Genomic DNA, 20,533 nt, shown 5'->3' on the forward strand with positions numbered 1-20,533 from the left:
AAATGCCCCCTATCATATTGTGTTTAGACCTCCTTCAAATTAGGATTAAAATCTAGTTTTGTTTTAATAATAAATCATAAAAACAGATCCGTTTTTTCGGAATGTTTTTTTTTAAATACTGCTTATTTAAGCATTGTTTAATATGGTCTTCTTTTGGCTTCAAAACCACGCCTTAGATGAGATCATTTTTAGAATAAATATTCACTATTTAACTATACTAACTAACCAATTTAAACCATTATCGTATGAAGAAGAATTTGTCAAAGAATCACTTTGGCATGGTAAAAAAAGTTAGGAATAAAGCCGCTTTGCTTTCCGCAGTAGTTTTGCTCTTTGATTTTTCTGCCAATGCCAATACGAACCCAAATTCAAGCACAGTAACCCGTTTCGATTTTTCCCGAAGCAGTAAGAACTATAACCATTTTCCCTTTGATCTGTTTCCATCTTTGCAAAATGAAATAACCGTAAAAGGGAAAGTAGTAGATGAAAAAGGACTAGGAATTCCAGGTGTGTCAATTGTATTAAAAGGCACAAAAAAAGCAACAATGACTGATATTGACGGAAGTTTTGTTTTTGAAAAAGTGCCTTCAGAGGGCACACTGACTTTCTCTTTTATTGGCATGGAAACCCAGCATATTGCTGTTGGAGGAAGAAGTAGTTTTAATGTTACAATGAAAGATTCTTCAACGAACCTTGATGAGGTCGTAGTAATTGGATATGGAACTGCGAAACGTAAAGATTTAACAGGTTCGGTTGCTTCTGTAAATATGAAGGATTTGAAAGATATTCCTGCAACCTCTGCGTTACAGGCTATCGCCGGACGTTTGGCAGGGGTAAATGTTACCATAACAGAAGGTTCTCCTGATGCACAGATTAACGTAAGAGTACGTGGAGGAAGTTCTATTACTCAGGATAATTCACCGCTTTATATTGTGGACGGTTTTCAGGTTAATACAATTAATGATATTCCACCTGGTGATATTGAGACGATTGATGTCTTGAAAGATGCTTCATCCACAGCAATTTATGGTTCTCAGGGAGCAAATGGGGTAGTGCTTATTACGACCAAATCAGGAAAAAAAGGAAAAACTGAAATTACTGTTAATGCTTATACAGGTTTAAAAAAGACTTATAAACTTACCGATGTTTTATCTCCATATGAATATGTATATTTTCAAAAGGAACTTGATCCGGGATCCAGTGTAACAGGCACCAGCTTTTATTCTGCTTATGGTTTATGGGAAGACAGGGATATTTACAAATCCAAAAAAGGATTAGACTGGCAGGAGCAACTTTACGGCAACACAGGTGTTCAGACCCATACTGATATGGGGTTGACAGGTGGAGATTCAAAATTGCAGTACAAAGTAAATTACACACATGATCAGGAAGATTTTATCATGGTCAACTCAGCTTACAAAAGAGATTATGTGAGTTTTAAACTGAACAAAGAACTGAGTTCTAAATTCCGTTTTGATTTCAACTCTCGTTTTTCCAATACCATAATTACGGGACCAAGTGTTTCTAATGGAGGAAAACTGAAAGACGGTATTAAATATGCTCCTGTAAGAAGTTTGACTTATCTGGATCCTGCATTAGCTTTAGGCGGTACAGACAATATCACTTCAGCGGAAGCTTTGAGTAGTTTAAATGATCCTATTTACAATATTACCAACGAGTACAAAGAGCAGAACAATCTTAACCTGACGATGAACGGAGGTTTGACGTGGAAACCTATGAAAGGACTTTCTATAGTTACACAAGGTAGTTATGCAGTAAATAGAAATTATACAGATAATATCTGGCTTCGAAATACAGGAGAGGCAAGTGCAAACGGAGGTCAGCCGGTAGCCAAACGTCAGGATGTAAAAGGAGCAGACTGGTCGATTCAAAATACCTTAAGCTATGACAGATCATTTAATAAATCAGTGCACAAGTTCAACTTTTTGCTTGGACAGGAAGCTAGAAGTTCTCAGGTAAATGAAACTTTAGTTCAGTCTAAATTTTTTCCTTCCGATTTTGGCGCCAGTGATGTTTTGGCAATGTGGAATTATGGTACACCTCTTCCAACTTATACCACGATTGGAGAACCAACCCGAACTTCTTCTTATTTCGGACGTGTTAATTATACGTTCCGTGATAAATACATTTTTAGTTTTACTTCTCGTTTCGATGGTAAAAACGTTTTTGCTCCCGATAACCGTTGGGGATATTTCCCGGGAGCAGCATTCGCCTGGCGTATGTCTGATGAGAAATTCATGGAAAAGACCAAAAGTTGGTTATCCGATGCTAAATTTCGTTTAAGCTACGGAGAAGTTGGAAATGCCCGTGTAGGATCTTACTGGCGCCAGGATTATAGTTTTGAAACTACAGCCAATCGTCTTATTTATGTAAATGAAGTAGGGCAAAGTTCATTAAAACCTTCCAATACTTTAAAGAACGAAAACCTTACCTGGGAAACAACTGTTTCTACGAATTTAGGATTGGATCTTGGATTTTTTAATCAAAGATTAACCATAAATATTGATGCTTATAAAATTGATACCAACGATTTGATATTAGCGGTAGCTTTACCTTCTAACTCAGGTTATGTTTCACAGTACCAAAATATAGGAAGTACTTCTAATAAAGGAATCGAATTTACAGTAAACGGAAATATCGTTGAAACTTCTCAGTTTAGATTATCGGCCAACTTTAATATTGCCTTTAATAAAAATGTTGTAAAAAGCTTAGATGGTTCTAATGAAATGATTGCAGCATCGAACTGGGCACCTAATGTTGGACGTGACGATTATAGAGTTCGTGTAGGACAACCAGTTGGTTTGATGTATGGTTATGTATCTGACGGAATGTACACATTCGATGATTTTAATTTCGATACTGTACAGAAAAAATGGATTCTAAAAGATGGTGTTGCCGATGCCTCAAAAGTAATTACCACCTCAGGAAATTATTTTGGACCTGGACACATGAAACTGAAAAAACTAAGCGGTACAGGAAACGTAATTAATCCGGATGAAGACCGAAAAGTTATTGGACGCGCACAGCCAAAACATACTGGAGGTTTTGCTCTTAGCGGTGCCTTTAAAGGCTTAGATTTTTCAGCGTTGTTTAACTGGTCTTATGGAAATGATATTTATAATGCTAATAAAATAGATAATTCGACTTTTAGTGGTTCTAAACGTTACAACAACGCCAATGCATTGATGAGTCTGGAAAATCGTTTTACGACTATTGATCCGGTTACCGGAAATAATATCATGTTTGGTAACGATGCAAATCCGCAGCTGTTGCAGGAAATAAACCAAGGTGCAAGTATCTGGCACCCTTTGTCCAACTCTACCATTATTACAGACTGGGCTATTGAGGACGGTTCGTTTCTTCGCTTAGGAAATCTTACTATTGGTTATACACTTCCTGAAAGTATTGCCAAAGGAAAATTTATTCAAAAAGTAAGATGTTATGTGTCGGGTAATAACCTAAAAGTTTGGACCCGTTATTCAGGACAGGATCCGGAGGTAAGCACTAACAATTCTCCTTTAACACCCGGACTTGACTGGTCAGCTTATCCAAAAGCAAGAACCATATTGTTTGGTGCCAATTTAACTTTCTAATCGTTTATTATCATGAAAAAATATATTTATACTGCATTTGTGCTCCTTGCTCTTGGAACAGTTTCCTGCAATGAGGACTTTTTAGAAACTACTTCGCCTTCTAAATTAAGTTCGCAAACAGTTTTCAATACAACTTCTATGGCTAAAGCAGCCGTTATGGGAGTTTATGGAAAAATAACAGATACTTACATTTACGGGCAAAAACTGTCTGTAAACTGGCAGGGAGTTAGTGATATTGAAACCAATTCCGGATTCTCGACAACGGGATATAACTCTACAAGTTCTGATTCCGGCGCCGGTAATTTTTATGACGATCCCTATAATACTACTACCAAATGGGAGAGCTTGTTTCAGTTTGCCGAATTGGCTTCATCTGCTGTAGATGGTATTCGCAATTCTCCTGTTTTTGAATCTAAAGCAAATGAGATGAAGCCTCTTTTAGGAGAAGCTTTAACTCTTAAAGCCTTAGCTTATTTTGAACTGGTTAGATTTTGGGGTGATATCCCTTATAAAGGCGAACCATCAAAATCAGATCTTTCTAATGTCTATATCGGAAAAACAGACAGAGATGTAGTTTACGCAGAATTGGTAAAAGATTTAACCGAAGCTGTAGGATACCTGCCATATCTTAAAATGGCTCCGGAATATACTACTGCAGAACGTATTTCTAAGGCTTTCGCTAAAGGATTATTAGCGAGAGTGGCACTGTTTGCAGGAGGGTGGTCATTGCATGACGGTAATCTTTTCTCCGATGAAAATGTAGAACATCATCCAACCATGCAGGCTGAAAACGGATATTACGTAGGACGTGTTAAAAACTGGCGCGATTACTATCAAATTGCCGCGCAGCAAACGGCAGAAATTTTAGGCAGTTCAGAACATCAGCATAGTTTAGATCCTAATTATGAGAATATATGGAAAACAGTTTGTAATCTAGGGCAGAATGCTTCAAATGAAAACTTATTCGAGGTTGCTTTTGGTCTTGGAAATAACGGAGATATTGGTTCATTAATGGGGTATGAAGTAGCTTCTAATACCAAATATGGTTCAAGAGGTTTTGGAGGAAGTTATGTGAGTTCACAAGCTTATTATTTTTATTCTTTTGATCCAGATGATTTACGCAGGGATACTACTTTGTCCTGGACCAGTTATGGAAGCGAAAACAAAGAGACAATGAAAACAGATGCTCTTAGTGTTAGTTTTGCAAAATGGCGTCTTGACTGGATGAATCCTTCTTATTTGTCTTTGCATAAAACAGCGAATTCCCGTATTGCCACTGGGGTAAATTGGATCATAATGCGTTATTCCGATATTTATTTGATGTTTGCCGAAGCAGAAAGCCAGTTGTCTAATCCAGATAATGTTAATGCTGTGGCAAAAATGTCTCCGCGTCAGGCATTAGAAACTGTGAGAGCCCGTGCTTTTGGAAGTAATTCATCAAAAGTAAAACAATATGATGCTAATTTCTTCAATGCTATTGTGAATGAGCGTGCATGGGAATTTGGCTGTGAAGCTATTCGTAAACATGATTTGGTAAGATGGGGACTTTTATACGATAAAATTGAAACCATGAAAAAAACATTGTGTTTAATGCTGGACAATCAACAGGCGGTTACCATTTTTGACAAAACGTATCAGGCATCTGACTTTCCGCAGACAATTTATTACAAGTTCAAGAATGCAGAATATATCGATAAGAGTTCGATTAATTATTACAGAAATTTAGGAGCCAGCCCGGGACCGGAGTATTTATCTGCTTCATGGTTTACCAAAAATGCGCAGAAACCAACCAGTGGAACAAATAAAAATTATATTGACTGGCCGGTACGTATTTTATTAGCTGGTACAGGTATTAATAAATCGTACGATTATTCCAGTTTCTTAGGTTCTATGGCTAATGGAGGTGAAATACAATCCAATTTAGTGCAATACGCCATGGGAAATAAAAGCTGTAATTACAGACATTATTTCTGTATATATTATGAAGATTTATTTGAATCTAAAGGTAATCTGACCAACTCTTATGGATACTAAACCTAAACTTGTAAAATTGGAAGAAATGAAAAAAAATATAATATTCGGACTGTTTTCTTTGCTTGCTTTAGTATTTGTAAGCTGCGAAAAAGATTATAATGACTGGGAAGTAGAAGAAGGACATGAACGTCTTTTTAAAGCTTTGATTTTTGAGGTTTCTAAAGTAGAATCAACACAGGTAGAATTAAAATTCACAAAATCAATAGATGCCACTAAATACATTTTTGAATTTAGTAAAGATAGTTTACAATTCAATCAGATTGTAAAAACAGTCGAATTGAAAAGTGCTGATTTGGTTCCTTTTGCAACTTCAACGAATCAGACCAAAGTAGAGTATCGTGAACTATTTAGTGAGCTGGATGGTGATTCCGGTTATTCGGTTCGTATGAAAAGTGTAAGTGAAGCAACCGGACTTGAATCTAAGCTAAGTCAGATCTTTTTTAGAACCCCTGCCGAGCAATTATTTAAAAGTTATACTCCGGCAGCAAATAGTTTAACTGTTGACTGGACTATTTCTCCAAGAGTGACTAAAGTAGCTTTATTCGATCAGGCGGGAGTAAATATTAGAGAAATTCCATTAACAGATCAGCAGAAAACAACAGGAACTTTAGTTATAGATAATTTAGCCATTGGAACTAGTTATATAGTAAAAATTTTGAATGAGTCAAATGTGAGAGGTTCGCTAAATGTTAGAACTACCGGTATATTTGATAGTACTATTTATAATGTCCTACCCGCTGATAACGCAACTACAATTGCTGCAGCGATTAGTGGCCTCGTAGCTACGGGTTCTAAAAACTTTACTATTGTTTTCGATAAAAACACCACTTATAATATTGGAGGAGATATTACTATTCCGACTGGCGTTAATGATATTGCTTTTGTGGGAGTTGCTGATTCTAACGGTGTACTGCCAAAATTGCTTAATGCCCGTTTTAGAGTACAAACCCAGATTAATGATTTAATTATTCAATATTTGAACACCACTTCTGCAGCAGCATTTTTTATTGATTTGGGAACTAAAAATGTACACAACATTAATATTGATGGCTGTGAAATAGATAATATTAACTCTATAGTACGTTTAAGTGGTACTTCTGTAGTCAATGATGTAAATGTTACCAATAGCAAGATTTCCAGAACAGGAGGTTATGGTGTTTTCAACGTAGCCGCAGGACAGGTTATTAATTCGATAACAGCTCAAAATTGTACCTTAACCGAAATCAGTACTCGTTTTGCTGATGTTCGTGTGGCAACAAAAATTAATTTTTCAAACATCACTTGTGTCAATATCACCACAGCAATGGGACATTTATGGCTATTTGATAATGCAAAACCGGTACAGCTTACGATTCAGAATATGATAATTGGAGGTGCAAATGGAGGCGCTAAAATCAATAGTACCAATGGTACTTATGCAAGTATTCCAATTTCGTACGCAGGTAGTTATATAACCAAAGATTTAATTGTCGATGCCAGACCATTTACAGGTATTACAGCAGTTCCGTTAGATATTTATGGTTTATTTGTAAATCCTGCTGTTGGCGATTTTCATATAAAAGAAGGTACAGGTTTCGCTGGTACAGGTGTAGCAGGTGATAAAAGATGGTTTTAATTTATAAATATTAATAGTTACAAGGGGAGTTATGACAATCATATTCCCTAAGTTATTACTATACTAACATTGTATTTTTATTATGTATAAAAAACTAACAGGCACTGTAATAGGGATATTTTGTATCTACAGTATATTATCCTTTATGCCTTCTCAAAAACGATATAAAAATTTAGATCCTTCTAAAGAGAAATTAAGAAACCAAGAGCCTTTAGAAGAACCTTTTGCTTTTCCGGGGGCGGAAGGCGGAGGTTCTAAAGCAACAGGCGGAAGAGGCGGAAAAGTAATCAAAGTCACTTCTTTAGAAGATACTGATACACCGGGAACTTTGCGAAATGCCATCAATCAGAAAGGGGCAAGAATTATAGTTTTTGATATCAGCGGAACGATTTATTTAAAGTCAGCTTTGCATATTAAGAACAATGATATTACCATTGCAGGTCAGACGGCACCCGGTGATGGTATTTGTGTGGCACACTACGATGTAAGTGTCAGTGCTGATAATGTTATCATGCGATACCTTCGTTTCCGAATGGGAGATCTAAACAAAATCGAAGCCGATGCACTTGGCGGACGTTTTCAAAAGAATGTTATTATCGATCATTGTTCTGTAAGCTGGTCAACGGACGAATGTGTTTCTTTCTATCAAAATGAAAATTTTACGCTGCAGTGGTGTATAATTTCAGAAGCTTTAAAAAACTCTTTTCATGCCAAAGGATCTCACGGATATGGAGGAATTTGGGGCGGTAAAAATGCCACGTTCCATCATAATTTAGTAGCCAGTAATGACAGTCGTAATCCTCGTTTGGGCGAATATGCCAATCATGCTTTTGCGCTTACCGATTTAGTTGATTTACGTAATAACGTCATTTACAATTGGGGAGGCAATAGTTGTTATGGTGGCGAAGCTATGAATGTCAATATTGTAAACTGTTATTACAAACCAGGGCCAGCAACTGTAAAAAAAGATCGTATTATTTCTATTGATAAAAATACGAAAGGGAATATTTCTCCCAATCCTGTATATAATATTTGGGGAAAATATTACATTAATGGAAATGTAATCGAAGGTTCTCCACAAACTACAAAAGACAATTGGACTTATGGCGTTTTCAATCAGTTTTCTCCCGGCTACGGTGCAGTTTCTGATGCTGATAAAAAGGCAATCAAACAAAATACACCTCACAAAGCCTTGCCTGTTACAACGCACACGGCTCAAAAGGCTTATGATCTAGTACTGCAATATGCAGGAGCATCTTTGATTCGCGATGCCGTTGATATTCGCATTATTAATGATGTCAAAAGTGGTAATGTAACGATTAAAGATGGAGGAAATGGCAGTAAAAATGGTATGATAGACACTCAGAATGCTGTAGGCGGATGGCCTAATTTAGCTTCTGGCATTACTTTAAAAGATACTGATAATGACGGAATGCCTGATGAATGGGAAAAAAGTAATGGTCTTCATCCTGTAAAGAATGATGCAAATGGGCATAATCTCAGTAAAATCTACGACAATATCGAGGTCTATCTGAATAGCATAATAGCTAAACAGACCGAAGAGCAGTTAAAATTATAATCCTTTTTAGAATTATTCAATTCGTTTTTGTTTTTAGTTAGCTCCGCCTGCAGAAAATAGTTTTGATTTTTGCAGGTAAGCCGACTATTGCAGACGTGTTTTATCTTTAGTACAAAATGAAAATAGCAAAATATCAAAGAATAGCCTCATTCCTTTGTTTCATGCTGGCAACTGTCCAACTAAATGCTCAGAAGCTAGTGTTGCAATATGATAAACCAGCATCCAATTGGAACGAAGCGCTTCCTATTGGAAATGGCCGTTTAGGTGCCATGATTTTTGGAAATCCGCAAAAAGAAGAATTACAGCTGAATGAAGAAACGATTTGGGCAGGAGAACCAGGGAATAATGTTCCTAAAAATACCTACACTAGTATTGAAGCTATCCGAAAGTTGATTTTTGATAAAAAGTACAAAGAAGCTCAGGATTTAGCCAATGAAACCTTCCCAAGAAAAGCACCTAAAGATTTAAATTATGGAATGCCCTACCAAACGGCGGGCAGTTTATGGCTGGATTTTCCTGAGCACGAAAAATTTTCCGATTACAAGCGAGATTTAGATATTGAAAAAGCGGTCACTTCGGTTAGTTATAAAGTAAACGGCGTATCGTATAAAAGAGAAATTCTGGCTTCTTTTTCGGATGATGTTGTTATAGTAAAATTAACCGCAGACAAGAAAAAGAGCATTAGTTTTTCTATAACTTCTACAAGTCCGCAATTATTGCATTCCGTTAGAACGACAGAAAACAGATTAATTTTCGAAGGTACTTCTGGTAGCGTTGATAATAAAGTTGGGAAAATAAATTACGTTGGTCAGGTTGGATGTACTTTAAAAGGAGGAACTTTAACTGTAAAAGCAGACAAACTTTTTATTGATAAAGCAGATGAGGTTGTAATCCGGATTGCACTGGCTACTAACTTTAAAAATTATAAGGATCTCTCAGAAAATCCGTTTCAGAAATCAGAAGCTGTTTTAGAAAAAGCATCTCAGAAAAACTATGCGACAGCTTATCAAAATCATGTTTCGGCTTATCAGAAATATTTTAATAGAGTTTCGTTGAATCTTGGGGATTCGCCCCAGTCAAAAAAAACAACTGATGTAAGGATTAAAGAATTCAATGCAAGTTATGATCCGCAGCTGGTGGCGCTTTATTTCCAGTTTGGAAGATATCTGCTTATTTCCAGTTCGCAGCCGGGGAACCAGCCAGCGAATCTTCAGGGAATTTGGAACCATAAATTAAGCCCGCCTTGGGATAGCAAATACACGGTAAATATTAATACCGAGATGAATTACTGGCCGGCTGAAACAACCAATCTGAGCGAGATGCATCAGCCGCTTTTCAGTATGCTGAAAGACTTAGCGGCAACGGGACAGGAAAGCGCAAAAGAAATGTATCACGCAAGAGGCTGGAACCTTCATCATAACACCGATTTATGGCGCATAACAGGAATTGTAGATGGCGGATTTTACGGAATGTGGCCAATGGGAGGCGCATGGTTAACCCAGCATTTATGGCAGCATTATCTTTATACAGGCGATACAGCATTTCTAAAAGAGTATTACCCGGTTATGAAAGGGGCAGCGCAGTTTTACCTTGACGTGCTTCAGGAAGAACCAGAGAAAAAATGGTTAGTGGTATCACCATCCATTTCTCCTGAAAATACCTATCAAGGCGGTATCGGGGTTTCTGCGGGAACTACAATGGATAATCAGCTGGTTTTTGATGTCTTCAACAATATAATCAATGCTTCTAAAGTGCTGGAAACGGATAAGAATTTTGCTGATTCGGTTGCAGTGGCTTTAAAACGATTGCCGCCGATGCAGATAGGGCAACATTCGCAATTGCAGGAATGGCTGCACGATTGGGATAAGCCAAATGATAAACACCGACATATTTCGCATTTGTACGGATTATTTCCTTCTGGTCAGTTATCTCCTTTAAGAACGCCCGAATTGGTTGAAGCGGCAAAAAACACTTTAATATCAAGAGGAGATGTTTCTACCGGCTGGTCGATGGGGTGGAAAGTAAACTGGTGGGCCCGCTTATTAGACGGCAATAAAGCCTTTAAACTAATTAAAGATCAGCTTCGTCCGGCACCAATGGAAAGCAAAGGAGAATCAGGAGGCACTTATCCAAATCTTTTTGATGCACATCCGCCATTTCAAATCGATGGTAATTTTGGCTGTACTGCCGGCATATCTGAAATGCTCTTGCAAAGTTATGATGGCGTGGTTCATTTACTGCCTGCTTTGCCAGATGAATGGACAAAAGGAAATGTATCGGGTTTGAAAGTACAGGGAGGTTTTGAAATTAAAGAAATGAAATGGGATAAAGGCAGCATTATTTCAGTAACCATCAAATCAAATTTAGGAGGAAATCTTCGTTTGAGAAGTTATTCAAAACTAAAAGGTAAAGGTTTGATAACTGCTGAAGGAGAAAATCCCAATTCCTTTTTTAAAATACCAGAAGTGCAAAGTCCAATCATTTCAGCCAAAGCGAAATTAATTGGATTAAAAAGTCCAAAAGTTTTTGAATATGATATCACAACAGAAAAAGCAGGGAGTTATACTTTTTATGCTGAGGAATAATTTGAAAGAGAGGCGTATTTTATATCAGAATGCTTTGGTTTTTGTCAGTAAGTACTAAAAAGTTTGATTTTTGTCAAATACCCCCTGACATTTTGCGTATTGACCTCTCTATGTTCTGCGCTGAAAAGTAGTTTTGTGATTATAAATTTTTAAATCATTCTCTTCAAAAATATGGATTGAATGAGTAATGCTTGATTAATAAACGTTGTTATGTTTAAAGTAAAAAAAGAAAAAATAAAAATTCAGATGTTGAGACAGTTGCGTATTATGGCTCTTTTGTGCAGTTCCGTAATCGCATTTGGGCAGAATCAAAAAAAGCCGTTTTCAGTACAGCTAGCCGAATCTGTAATGTATAATAATCCAGATGCATGGATGACCGATTTTCAGCAAAAGCCTTCATGGGGTTATGTGCAAGGTTTAGCTGCTCTTTCATTACAAGAAGTCAGTAAAGAAAAAAACGAATCAAAATATTTCGACTATGTCAAAAATACTTATGCTAATGTATTGATTAACAAGCAAGGAATTATTGACGGCTATCGTTTAGAGTCTTTTAAACTTGACGATGTTAATTCGGGTAAGATATTATTTTCTTTATATGAAAAAACAAAAGACGAACGCTATCGCATAGCAATTGAAGCACTTCATGAACAATTAAAAAAACAGCCAAGAATAGAAGAAGGAGTCTTTTGGCATAAGAAAATTTATACCAATCAGGTTTGGTTAGACGGTTTGTATATGGGACTTCCGTTTTATGCACAGTATGCTGTAACATTTGGCGACGCTCAGGCTTTCGATGATATTACGAAGTAATTGTTAACTGTACAAAAGCATTTAAAAGATTCCAAAACAGGATTGTATTATCACGGATGGGATGTCAGTAAAACCGTTTACTGGGCCGATCCTAAAACCGGACTATCCCAAAACTTTTGGGGACGTGGTGTAGGATGGCTATATATGGCATTGATAGATGTATTGGAATATCTTCCAGCCAATCATAAAGATCGTAAAGCATTAGAAATCATGTTTCAGGATCTGAGCGATTCTCTGTTAAAAGTTCAGGATCCAGATACAGGAGTATGGTTTCAGGTGCTTAATTATCCAAAACGAGAAGGTAATTATCGAGAAGCGACAGCCTCAGCAATGTTTGTTTATGGCTTAGCCAAAGGAATTCAATTAGAAGTTTTAAATAAAAAATACCTTAAACACCTGAAAAAAGCCTATTCAGGTTTTAGGAAAGAGTTCATTAAAATAGATGCCAATAAGCAAATAGAAATTACTTCGTGTTGCGCGGGAGCTGGTTTAGGTCCTGCAGACAATCTTGTTCGAAACGGGACTTATGATTATTATATTCATGAAGCGGTTAGATCTAATGACGGTAAAGCGATTGGTCCTTTTATAATGGCTTGTTTAATGCTGGAAAAGCATCCTCAATGGGCGGTTCTTTAATCTTAAATCGAAATTAAATATATTCAGATGAAAATAAAATATGTAGCACTTGCTTGCTTAGTGCTGACAAAAATGGGCAGTGTTTATGCACAAAAAAATACAGAAACGCTTTCTAAGGTTTGGGTATCTGACTTAGGAAACGGAAATTATAAAAATCCAATTATCTATGCCGATTATTCTGATCCCGATGTCTGCCGTGTGGGGAAAGATTATTTTATGACTGCTTCGTCTTTTAATTGTATTCCGGGACTTCCCATTCTGCATTCGAATGATTTAGTCAATTGGAAGTTAGTAAATTATGCGTTGCCAAAACAGCCTCCTGTAGAAACCTACGATAAAATACAGCACGGTAATGGGGTCTGGGCGCCTTGCATTCGTTTTCATAATGAGGAATATTATATTTTTTATCCTGATCCCGATTTCGGAATTTATATGACGAAAACTAAAAATCCGTACGGTAAATGGTCAGAACCTGTTTTGATTAAAGCAGCGAAAGGTATTATAGATCCCGCTCCTTTTTGGGATGAAGATGGGAAGGCTTATCTGGGTTATGCATTAGCAGGAAGCCGTGCCGGAACCAAAAGTGTTTTAATGCTTTGTACCATAGATCCTGTAAGCTGTATGGCTAATGATGATGAGATGCTTTTGTTTGATGGTCATAAAAACCATACAACGGTTGAAGGACCTAAATTCTATAAACGAAATGGCTATTATTATGTTTTTGCTCCTGCAGGCGGTGTCGCAACAGGCTGGCAGTTAATCCTGAGGTCTAAATCTATTTATGGGCCTTATGAAGAAAAGGTTGTGTTGGAACAAGGAAAAACAGTTGTAAATGGTCCACATCAGGGCGCTTGGGTTGATACAGTAACAGGAGAAGACTGGTTTATACATTTTCAGGATCAGGGTGCTTATGGCCGTGTCGTACATTTAAATCCGATGAGTTGGAAAAATGACTGGCCGGTTATGGGAGTTGATAATGATAAAAATGGTATTGGAGAGCCTGTGCTGACTTTTAAAAAACCAAATGTAAATGGGCAATATCCCTTAGCAACTCCTCCGGATTCTGACGAATTTAATGAGCCTATGCAAGGTTTACAGTGGCAATGGCATGCTAATAAACAGTTGGTCTGGGGTTATCCTTCGGCTGGTATGGGTTATTTCCGTTTGAATTGTATTCCAAAGCCAGCAGATTTTAAAAGTTTATGGCAGGTGCCTAATATTCTGGCGCAAAAATTTCCTGCTGAAGAGTTTATGGCAACTTCTAAAATAACATTTACCCCCAATTTTGATAATGAACAATTTGGATTGGTTGTGATGGGAAGAAGTTATAGCAGTTTATCCGTTAAACAAATTAATGGTCAATTAAAATTAATGCAGTTATCTGCGGCTAAAGCCGATAAAGGAGCTGTAGAAATTGCAACTGAAATTGCAACACTTTCTAATAATACTTTTTATTTCAGAGTGACGGTTCAAAAAGGAGGAAAGTGCCAGTTTTATTACAGTTTAGATGATAAAAAGTATATAAAAGCCGGTTCTGAATTTATTGCTTCTGAAGGAACTTGGATAGGTTCAAAAGTTGGTTTTGTGGCTTTGAGAGAAGGAACAATAAATAATGCCGGCTATGCAGATATAGACTGGTTTAGAATATCTAAAATTGAAAAATAAGGTTTTAAGTTTAAGTTTAATTTTTTTTCGATCTGGTGGTTATGGTTTAAGTCATTAAGTATTTTTGTGGTTAATTGTAATTAGTTACTTTTACTGGCACTAGGATAAAAGAAGTCTTCGGACTTCTTTTTTTATTTCTAAAGAATTCTGTTTTCTAAAAAAGTTTTTTAACCACAACCCGAGCGATAGCGAACAGGCGAAGCAATTACACAAATTTTTACAAATTAATTTCTACAGTTATTGGGCAGACTTTTTAGTTCATTAAAAAAACTTAAACTTTAAATAATATTACTTAGCGTCTCTGCGTCTTTGCGAGCAAATTCCAAATTGGTTTACTAAATAATCTCGCAAAGTGGTTAAATCGCAAAGTTTTAATATAGATTTTTAGTCGATCTAACTTTTATGTTTTTGTCGGTATTCTGTTGGAGTATCTCCGTATTTGTTTTTAAAGGATTTAGTAAAATACTTCATATCTGAAAAACCTGTCATATCAGCTATCTCTTTAATCAATAACTGACTGTCAGACAATAATTGTGCGGCACGTTTTATTCTGATATCACGAATAAATTCAACAGGAGAATAACCTGTTAAACTCTTTATTTTATAGTATAATGTAGTTCGATTCAAGCCCACTGTACTACCGAGAATTTCAACGGAAAATTCATTATTATCAATATTTTCTTCGATACAATCCATAATTTTTCGCATTATTTCTTCATCCTTATCGCTTACTAAATGCGGTTTTGGTTCATAGTTTTCTTTCGGATGTGTTTCTTCTTTATAAGTATTCTTATCGTAATTTTCAAAAATGCTTTGCAGACGTTTACGTTGTTCCAGTAAATTTATAATACGGGCTTTCAGATAACTTACACTAAAAGGTTTAGTGATATAATCATCCGCACCATAATTCATTCCCTCCAACTGACTTTCGATTGTTGTTTTTGCCGTTAATAACACAACAGGAACGTGACTGGTTTCTATGTTATTTCTAATTTTCTTTAATAAATCTACTCCGCTGAGTTTTGGCATCATAATATCACTAATTACAAAATCAGGCGTATTTTCGATTATTTTTTGATAGCCTTCTTCACCGTCTTCCGCTTCAATTACTTCATAATCTTCTTCCAGTATATTTTTAATGAAGGTGCGTAAATTCAAATCATCTTCAACCACCAATACTCTGACTTTTTCAGTTGTCTGCTGTATGGAATTTTTGTCTATTGCAATTTCAGTTACAGCTGCGGGCTCTTCATTAATAATTTCTACATCTTCATTAAAATGGTCATGGCCCGTTTTAAAGCTCAGGGAGAAAGTGCTTCCCTCATTGGCTGTACTGCTAAAAGTAATTTCGGCATGATGCTGCTCTACCAGTTCTTTAACCATAGAAAGTCCGATTCCGGTACTTGGATTATTGACGTTAGTGTTATAAGACGAAAACCGATTGAAAATACGACTTTGAAAATCCTCTTTTATCCCCAAGCCCGAGTCGATAACCTGTAGCTGAAGCTCATTGGATATTCGTACTATTTTTAGAGTTATAGATTTTCCGTCGGGAGTATATTTAAAAGCATTAGACAACAAATTCATTAAAATCTTTTCCAAGGCATTTTTATCAGCCCACAAACGAAAATCGTCTCCTTCGACTTCAAACAGATAAGTTATATTTCGTTCTTGTGCTGTTTCCAGGAAATTATTAAATATATCATTGGCAAACACAGCTAGGTTGATTTCTGAGATCTGAAGTTTTTGATCCTGTATTTTTCTAAAATCCAGTATTTGATTTACCAAACGCTGCAGTCTATTGGTATTTTGAGACACATAAGTTAATTGTTTCTTTACTACTTCAGAAGTTCCGGAATCATTAATAAGATAATCAACAGGACCAGTAATCAACGTAAGAGGAGTTCGTAGTTCATGTGAGATATCAATGAAAAATTTATTTTTCATTTCAAACATATCCTTTTCCATTTGTGTATTGGTTTTCAGTCGATACATGGTTAATACTACATAATTAATTCCCAGAATAATACCCAGGACTAACATACAGTAGATAATGTAGGCAATCCAGGTATTCCATATTGCCGGTAAAACGGTGATGTTTATTTGTCGTTCATTAGCGACCCAGTTTCCTTGGCTGTTGGTCGATTTTACCTTGAAAATGTAATTTCCTTTTGGAACGTTGGTATAAAAGGCAGCATGCTGATCATTGGTATAATTCCAATTTTCGTCAAAACCTTCCAGTTTATAAGCATATTTAATGTTTTCGGGATTAATATAATCCAGTGCAGCAAATTCTATATTAAAAAAGTTCTGATTATGTTTTAACTCTATTACCGGATTACTGTCTATAGAATATGATAAATTAAAAGGAGCATTATTATTCTGATTGTAAACCTGAAAATCAGTTAATGCCAAAGTAGGTATGTTGTTGTTCGATTTTATGCTATTTGGAAAAAAATGTAATAATCCTTCCGCATAACCAAACAGCAATTCGCCGCTTTGTAATTTAATTCTTGTTGCCTCTGTAAAATTATTAAAGGTTAAAATAGGTTTCACTTCAGAATATACTTCAAAGAGTTCTGCCCGCGGATTAAAACGTGTTAAAATATAGTCGGTTGTGATCCATAAATTTTGATCATTATCTTCTAACAAAGACAAAATATTATTTGAAGGAAGACCTTCTTTTTGTGTATAATGTTTAAAATCTTTCGGATATCCTTTTGCATCTCTTGTAAGTACTTTACTGATTCCGCCATCGGCTGTTGCTATAAAAGCCTCGCCACTTTTAGGCATACAGAAATCAATGACATCATTACTTTTTAAACAGGTCGTTTCCTGCTGCGTTTTTTCATAAACTTTTATAGAGGAAATTAGTTCAGGAAATCTTTTTTTTCCATCTAATACCAACAATCCGGTAGTAGAACCAATATATAATATTCCTTGTTTATCCTGTTTAATGCATCGTATGTGTAAATGCTTTTCAAGAAGAGTATTTTTTAATCGCCCGTTTTGATTGATAAAATCTAAAGTATTTCCTTTTTTCCGAATTAAGTTTAATCCGGTTAAAGTCCCAACCCATAAACGTTTACACTGATCTTCAAAAATGGTATAAATGTTATCATTGCTTAAACTGTTCGGGTTGTTTTCTATGTTTTTAAAGTGTTGTACCTGATAGCTGTAGTCTTGCGTTTTAGGACTAAACTTATAGAGTCCATCTCCTCGTGTTCCGATCCATATTACAGATTCTTTGTCCTGAATAATACTGTAAATTGGTTTTTTCCAGACAGACTGAGGAACTAATTGACCATCTGGTGATATGCATCCAAGTTTTTTAAAGTTTTTGTCAAAAAGAATAAGTTGGTTTTGTTTATTGGCAACCCAAATGTTTTCGTTTTTATCCTGAAATACGGCACGTACATCTTTGATACCTAATTTTATTTGAGGATTTTCAATTTTTAAAGCCTTAAAATTATTCTGGCTGAAAGTAACTTTTATAATTCCGGATGTCTGTGTATTATACCATAAATTACCCTGTCTGTCAAAATAGGCAATATGAAATTTATTACTGAAATTTCCTTTCGGGAAATAAGCTGTAGTTTCAAACGGAATTAAACGATTGGCAGAAGGATCATATTTTGAAAAACTGCCATTATTAGGCTGAACCCAGATTTCTCCTTTCGCATTGGTTAGTGCTGCAGCTTTTACTGAAAACTGAGTTAAGCCAGTTTCATCAGCGCCTGCCGGAAAATAGGTTATTTTTTTATTTTTTATATTAACAGCATAGATACCGGCTTCATCATTATTGGTAAACCATAACAGATCTTGTGTCAGTCTTATAACATTTATTTTCTTTTGTTCGAGATTGGCTATATCAGAACTTTTAAATTTAGATGTTTGTCCGGTAAAAATGTTTATTAAACAAAAATCGGCTTGCTCTGTTATCGCTGCAACTGTAGTGTTATCTATTTTTTTTAAAATAATGATTTCACCTTTTAAGCCTAATTGATGTGTTCTGTAATTTTGCGTACCTTTTGTGTATTGCAGTAAATTGCTGTCGGCTCCTCCAAACCAGATTTCATCTTCAAGTTCCAGTGCAGTGTAAAATGCTTTTGTTTGTTCATTTGTGTCTAAAAGCGATTTTGGACTAGCTTGCAACTTATTCGCTTTTAACTGCATAATGCCTCGATCAGTTAAAATCCAGCTGTTTTTAGAACGGTCTTCAAAAACAGTTATGACTTTATTACTGTTTAACTTACCATTATCTTTACTGAAGATTTCATAGGAGTAACTATTGCTGGTAATGGCGATACAACCGTTATTTTTTGTAATAAGCCACACTAAGCCCGATTTTTGAGGAAGTATCTGGGTAATTTCTATATTGTTTTTTACCACCTCCGGTATTAATTCTGCTCCCCAAAATTCATTTACAGCAGGATCAAAACAATAGACTTTGTTTTTGTTGGACAAAGTACGCATCCAGATTTTGCCGGATGCATCTTCTGTAATCCAGTCGATACGATTGTTTTTCATCAAAACTTTATCCGTAGCTTCTGTTTTATAATTTTTAAAGCGATATCCGTTGTATTTGCTTAAGCCGTTAGTGGTAGCAAACCATATAAATCCTTTTTTATCCTGAATGATATAATTAATGATATTATGAGGAAGTCCATCCTCAACCAAATAGTGGCTAAAATTGTAGTTCTGTTGTGCATAACAGGCAAGCTTGCTGAGAAATAAAAAAAGTAAGGCGCATTGGTATTTTTTTTTGTTTAAATGCATCAAAGTTATATATTGGTAAGGTTTGAAGTTAGGCCACTAAAATAACAAATAGTTTGCCACAAAACTTTCTTTACTCTGATTTTAAAGTTTATCTGCAAGAAATTTTTATCTGTTCCAAAAATGTTTACTGTCAAAATTTTACTAGTGTATATTAGAAGTAAATCAATTTTTAAATTCAGACGAACAACAATATTTAATATTAAAAGATTACGATAATACAAAAGAGAAAAAAAACTATATCCTTAAAGGGATTTCGAGCCATCGTTCAGTTTCGATTAAATATCTAACAGCGCCACTTGAAGACTGTTTATTTCAAACAGACTAAAAATTTCCTGTGAAAAAATCGGACCACAAATATTAGGTTGTAAAAGCTTGAAAAATCTACACATTAGGGCATAAAAAAAGAAACAACTATTTACTAGTTGTCTCCCCAAGTGACCTTACTGAACAATTTACAAACCATTTTATGAATGATTTAAAGAAATTGGCTTACTTTCAAGTGAATTTGTAAGATAATTATTTTGAATTTTCATTTGTAAGCGGTTTGTATGTATCGTAAGGCTTAAACGTTAAAAAATGTTAAAACATATGTATATTTAAATTTATTAAGATGTAATAGCTTTTTACAAAATTCTTGAAAATAAAATTTGGGACTATGTAAAGAGAACGGGTTAGTTTTTTGTAAAATTATATAATAATTTGGAGATTATTCAAATCAAAATTTGGTCGGATATTAGAGTTTTTAAACCGCTTCAACCTAATTAGAAGATAATTATTTATGCATTTTATTGCAATGAGGAGAGCAGGATTCGAACTTTAAGCTTGAAACCGCTATATATGCCACTTTTATGTATGTCTTGAACCAAAGTGCACCGATTCTGCACCAAATTCAAATTTTCACTTTTCAATATTAAATCCATTCACAAAATTAAAATACTAACGAATTAACAGTCAGTAGTATTATTCTTTTTTTGTCATGCAAATATATCAAAAATACTGGATTCTAAACTTATTTAACCAAGCTTTTAAAAATTGCCATTAACATTGATCTAAATTTTATAAAGTAAAAAGCATTTCGCATTCATATCAAAATTTCTGGTGATTGATTTCAGCAGGCTATAATCTTGATTTTTAGTGACAACAAATGTATTAACTCCAGCCTTATATATTTTGGTGCTTAAGAGTTTGTTCACTTTATTGTAAATGACTTGTCAAA

General features: G+C 35.4%; 7 protein-coding genes and 1 pseudogene. 7 read left to right on the forward strand and 1 reads right to left on the reverse strand.

What is annotated here, in order from left to right:
• The first annotated feature begins 245 nt into the window (after positions 1-245).
• The 7 genes and pseudogenes from OZP10_RS20215 to OZP10_RS20245 all read left to right on the forward strand — a co-directional run bounded on the left by OZP10_RS20215 (position 246) and on the right by OZP10_RS20245 (position 14,538).
• Positions 246-3,614: a SusC/RagA family TonB-linked outer membrane protein gene (locus OZP10_RS20215; RefSeq protein ID WP_281632477.1), complete on the forward strand. Its 3,369-nt coding sequence runs from the start codon at positions 246-248 to the stop codon at positions 3,612-3,614.
• 12 nt (positions 3,615-3,626) lie between these two features.
• Positions 3,627-5,648 carry a RagB/SusD family nutrient uptake outer membrane protein gene (locus OZP10_RS20220; protein WP_281632478.1) on the forward strand — a complete coding sequence of 674 codons (2,022 nt, stop codon included), beginning with the start codon at positions 3,627-3,629 and terminating at the stop codon, positions 5,646-5,648.
• A 25-nt stretch (positions 5,649-5,673) separates the two neighbouring features.
• Positions 5,674-7,263, forward strand: a complete 1,590-nt coding sequence (locus OZP10_RS20225; RefSeq protein ID WP_281632479.1) for a hypothetical protein — start codon at positions 5,674-5,676, stop codon at positions 7,261-7,263.
• 82 nt (positions 7,264-7,345) lie between these two features.
• Positions 7,346-8,842, forward strand: coding sequence for a pectate lyase family protein (locus OZP10_RS20230; RefSeq protein WP_281632480.1), 1,497 nt, complete (start codon positions 7,346-7,348; stop codon positions 8,840-8,842).
• Between the two features lie 116 nt (positions 8,843-8,958).
• Positions 8,959-11,427 (forward strand): glycoside hydrolase family 95 protein, encoded by a 2,469-nt coding sequence (locus OZP10_RS20235; RefSeq protein ID WP_281632481.1) that lies wholly within the window; start codon positions 8,959-8,961, stop codon positions 11,425-11,427.
• Between the two features lie 372 nt (positions 11,428-11,799).
• Positions 11,800-12,873, forward strand: a pseudogene (locus OZP10_RS20240) (glycoside hydrolase family 88/105 protein).
• 27 nt (positions 12,874-12,900) lie between these two features.
• Entirely contained in the window at positions 12,901-14,538 is a 1,638-nt protein-coding gene (locus OZP10_RS20245) for a glycoside hydrolase family 43 protein (protein ID WP_281632482.1), read from the forward strand.
• 393 nt (positions 14,539-14,931) lie between these two features.
• On the opposite strand, the gene OZP10_RS20250 is transcribed toward OZP10_RS20245, so the two are convergent.
• Entirely contained in the window at positions 14,932-19,317 is a 4,386-nt protein-coding gene (locus tag OZP10_RS20250; protein WP_281632483.1) for a hybrid sensor histidine kinase/response regulator transcription factor, read from the reverse strand.
• Positions 19,318-20,533 lie beyond the last annotated feature (1,216 nt).

The organism is Flavobacterium luteolum, from assembly GCF_027111275.1.
Lineage (GTDB): Bacteria > Bacteroidota > Bacteroidia > Flavobacteriales > Flavobacteriaceae > Flavobacterium > Flavobacterium luteolum.

Excerpts from the sequence above, each read along its gene's own strand:
- OZP10_RS20235 (WP_281632481.1), top strand. The coding sequence starts at position 8,959 with ATGAAAATAGCAAAATATCAAAGAATAGCCTCATTCCTTTGTTTCATG.
- OZP10_RS20215 (WP_281632477.1), top strand. The coding sequence starts at position 246 with ATGAAGAAGAATTTGTCAAAGAATCACTTTGGCATGGTAAAAAAAGTT.
- OZP10_RS20225 (WP_281632479.1), top strand. The coding sequence starts at position 5,674 with ATGAAAAAAAATATAATATTCGGACTGTTTTCTTTGCTTGCTTTAGTA.
- OZP10_RS20230 (WP_281632480.1), top strand. The coding sequence starts at position 7,346 with ATGTATAAAAAACTAACAGGCACTGTAATAGGGATATTTTGTATCTAC.
- OZP10_RS20220 (WP_281632478.1), top strand. The coding sequence starts at position 3,627 with ATGAAAAAATATATTTATACTGCATTTGTGCTCCTTGCTCTTGGAACA.
- OZP10_RS20245 (WP_281632482.1), top strand. The coding sequence starts at position 12,901 with ATGAAAATAAAATATGTAGCACTTGCTTGCTTAGTGCTGACAAAAATG.
- OZP10_RS20250 (WP_281632483.1), bottom strand. The coding sequence starts at position 19,317 with ATGCATTTAAACAAAAAAAAATACCAATGCGCCTTACTTTTTTTATTT.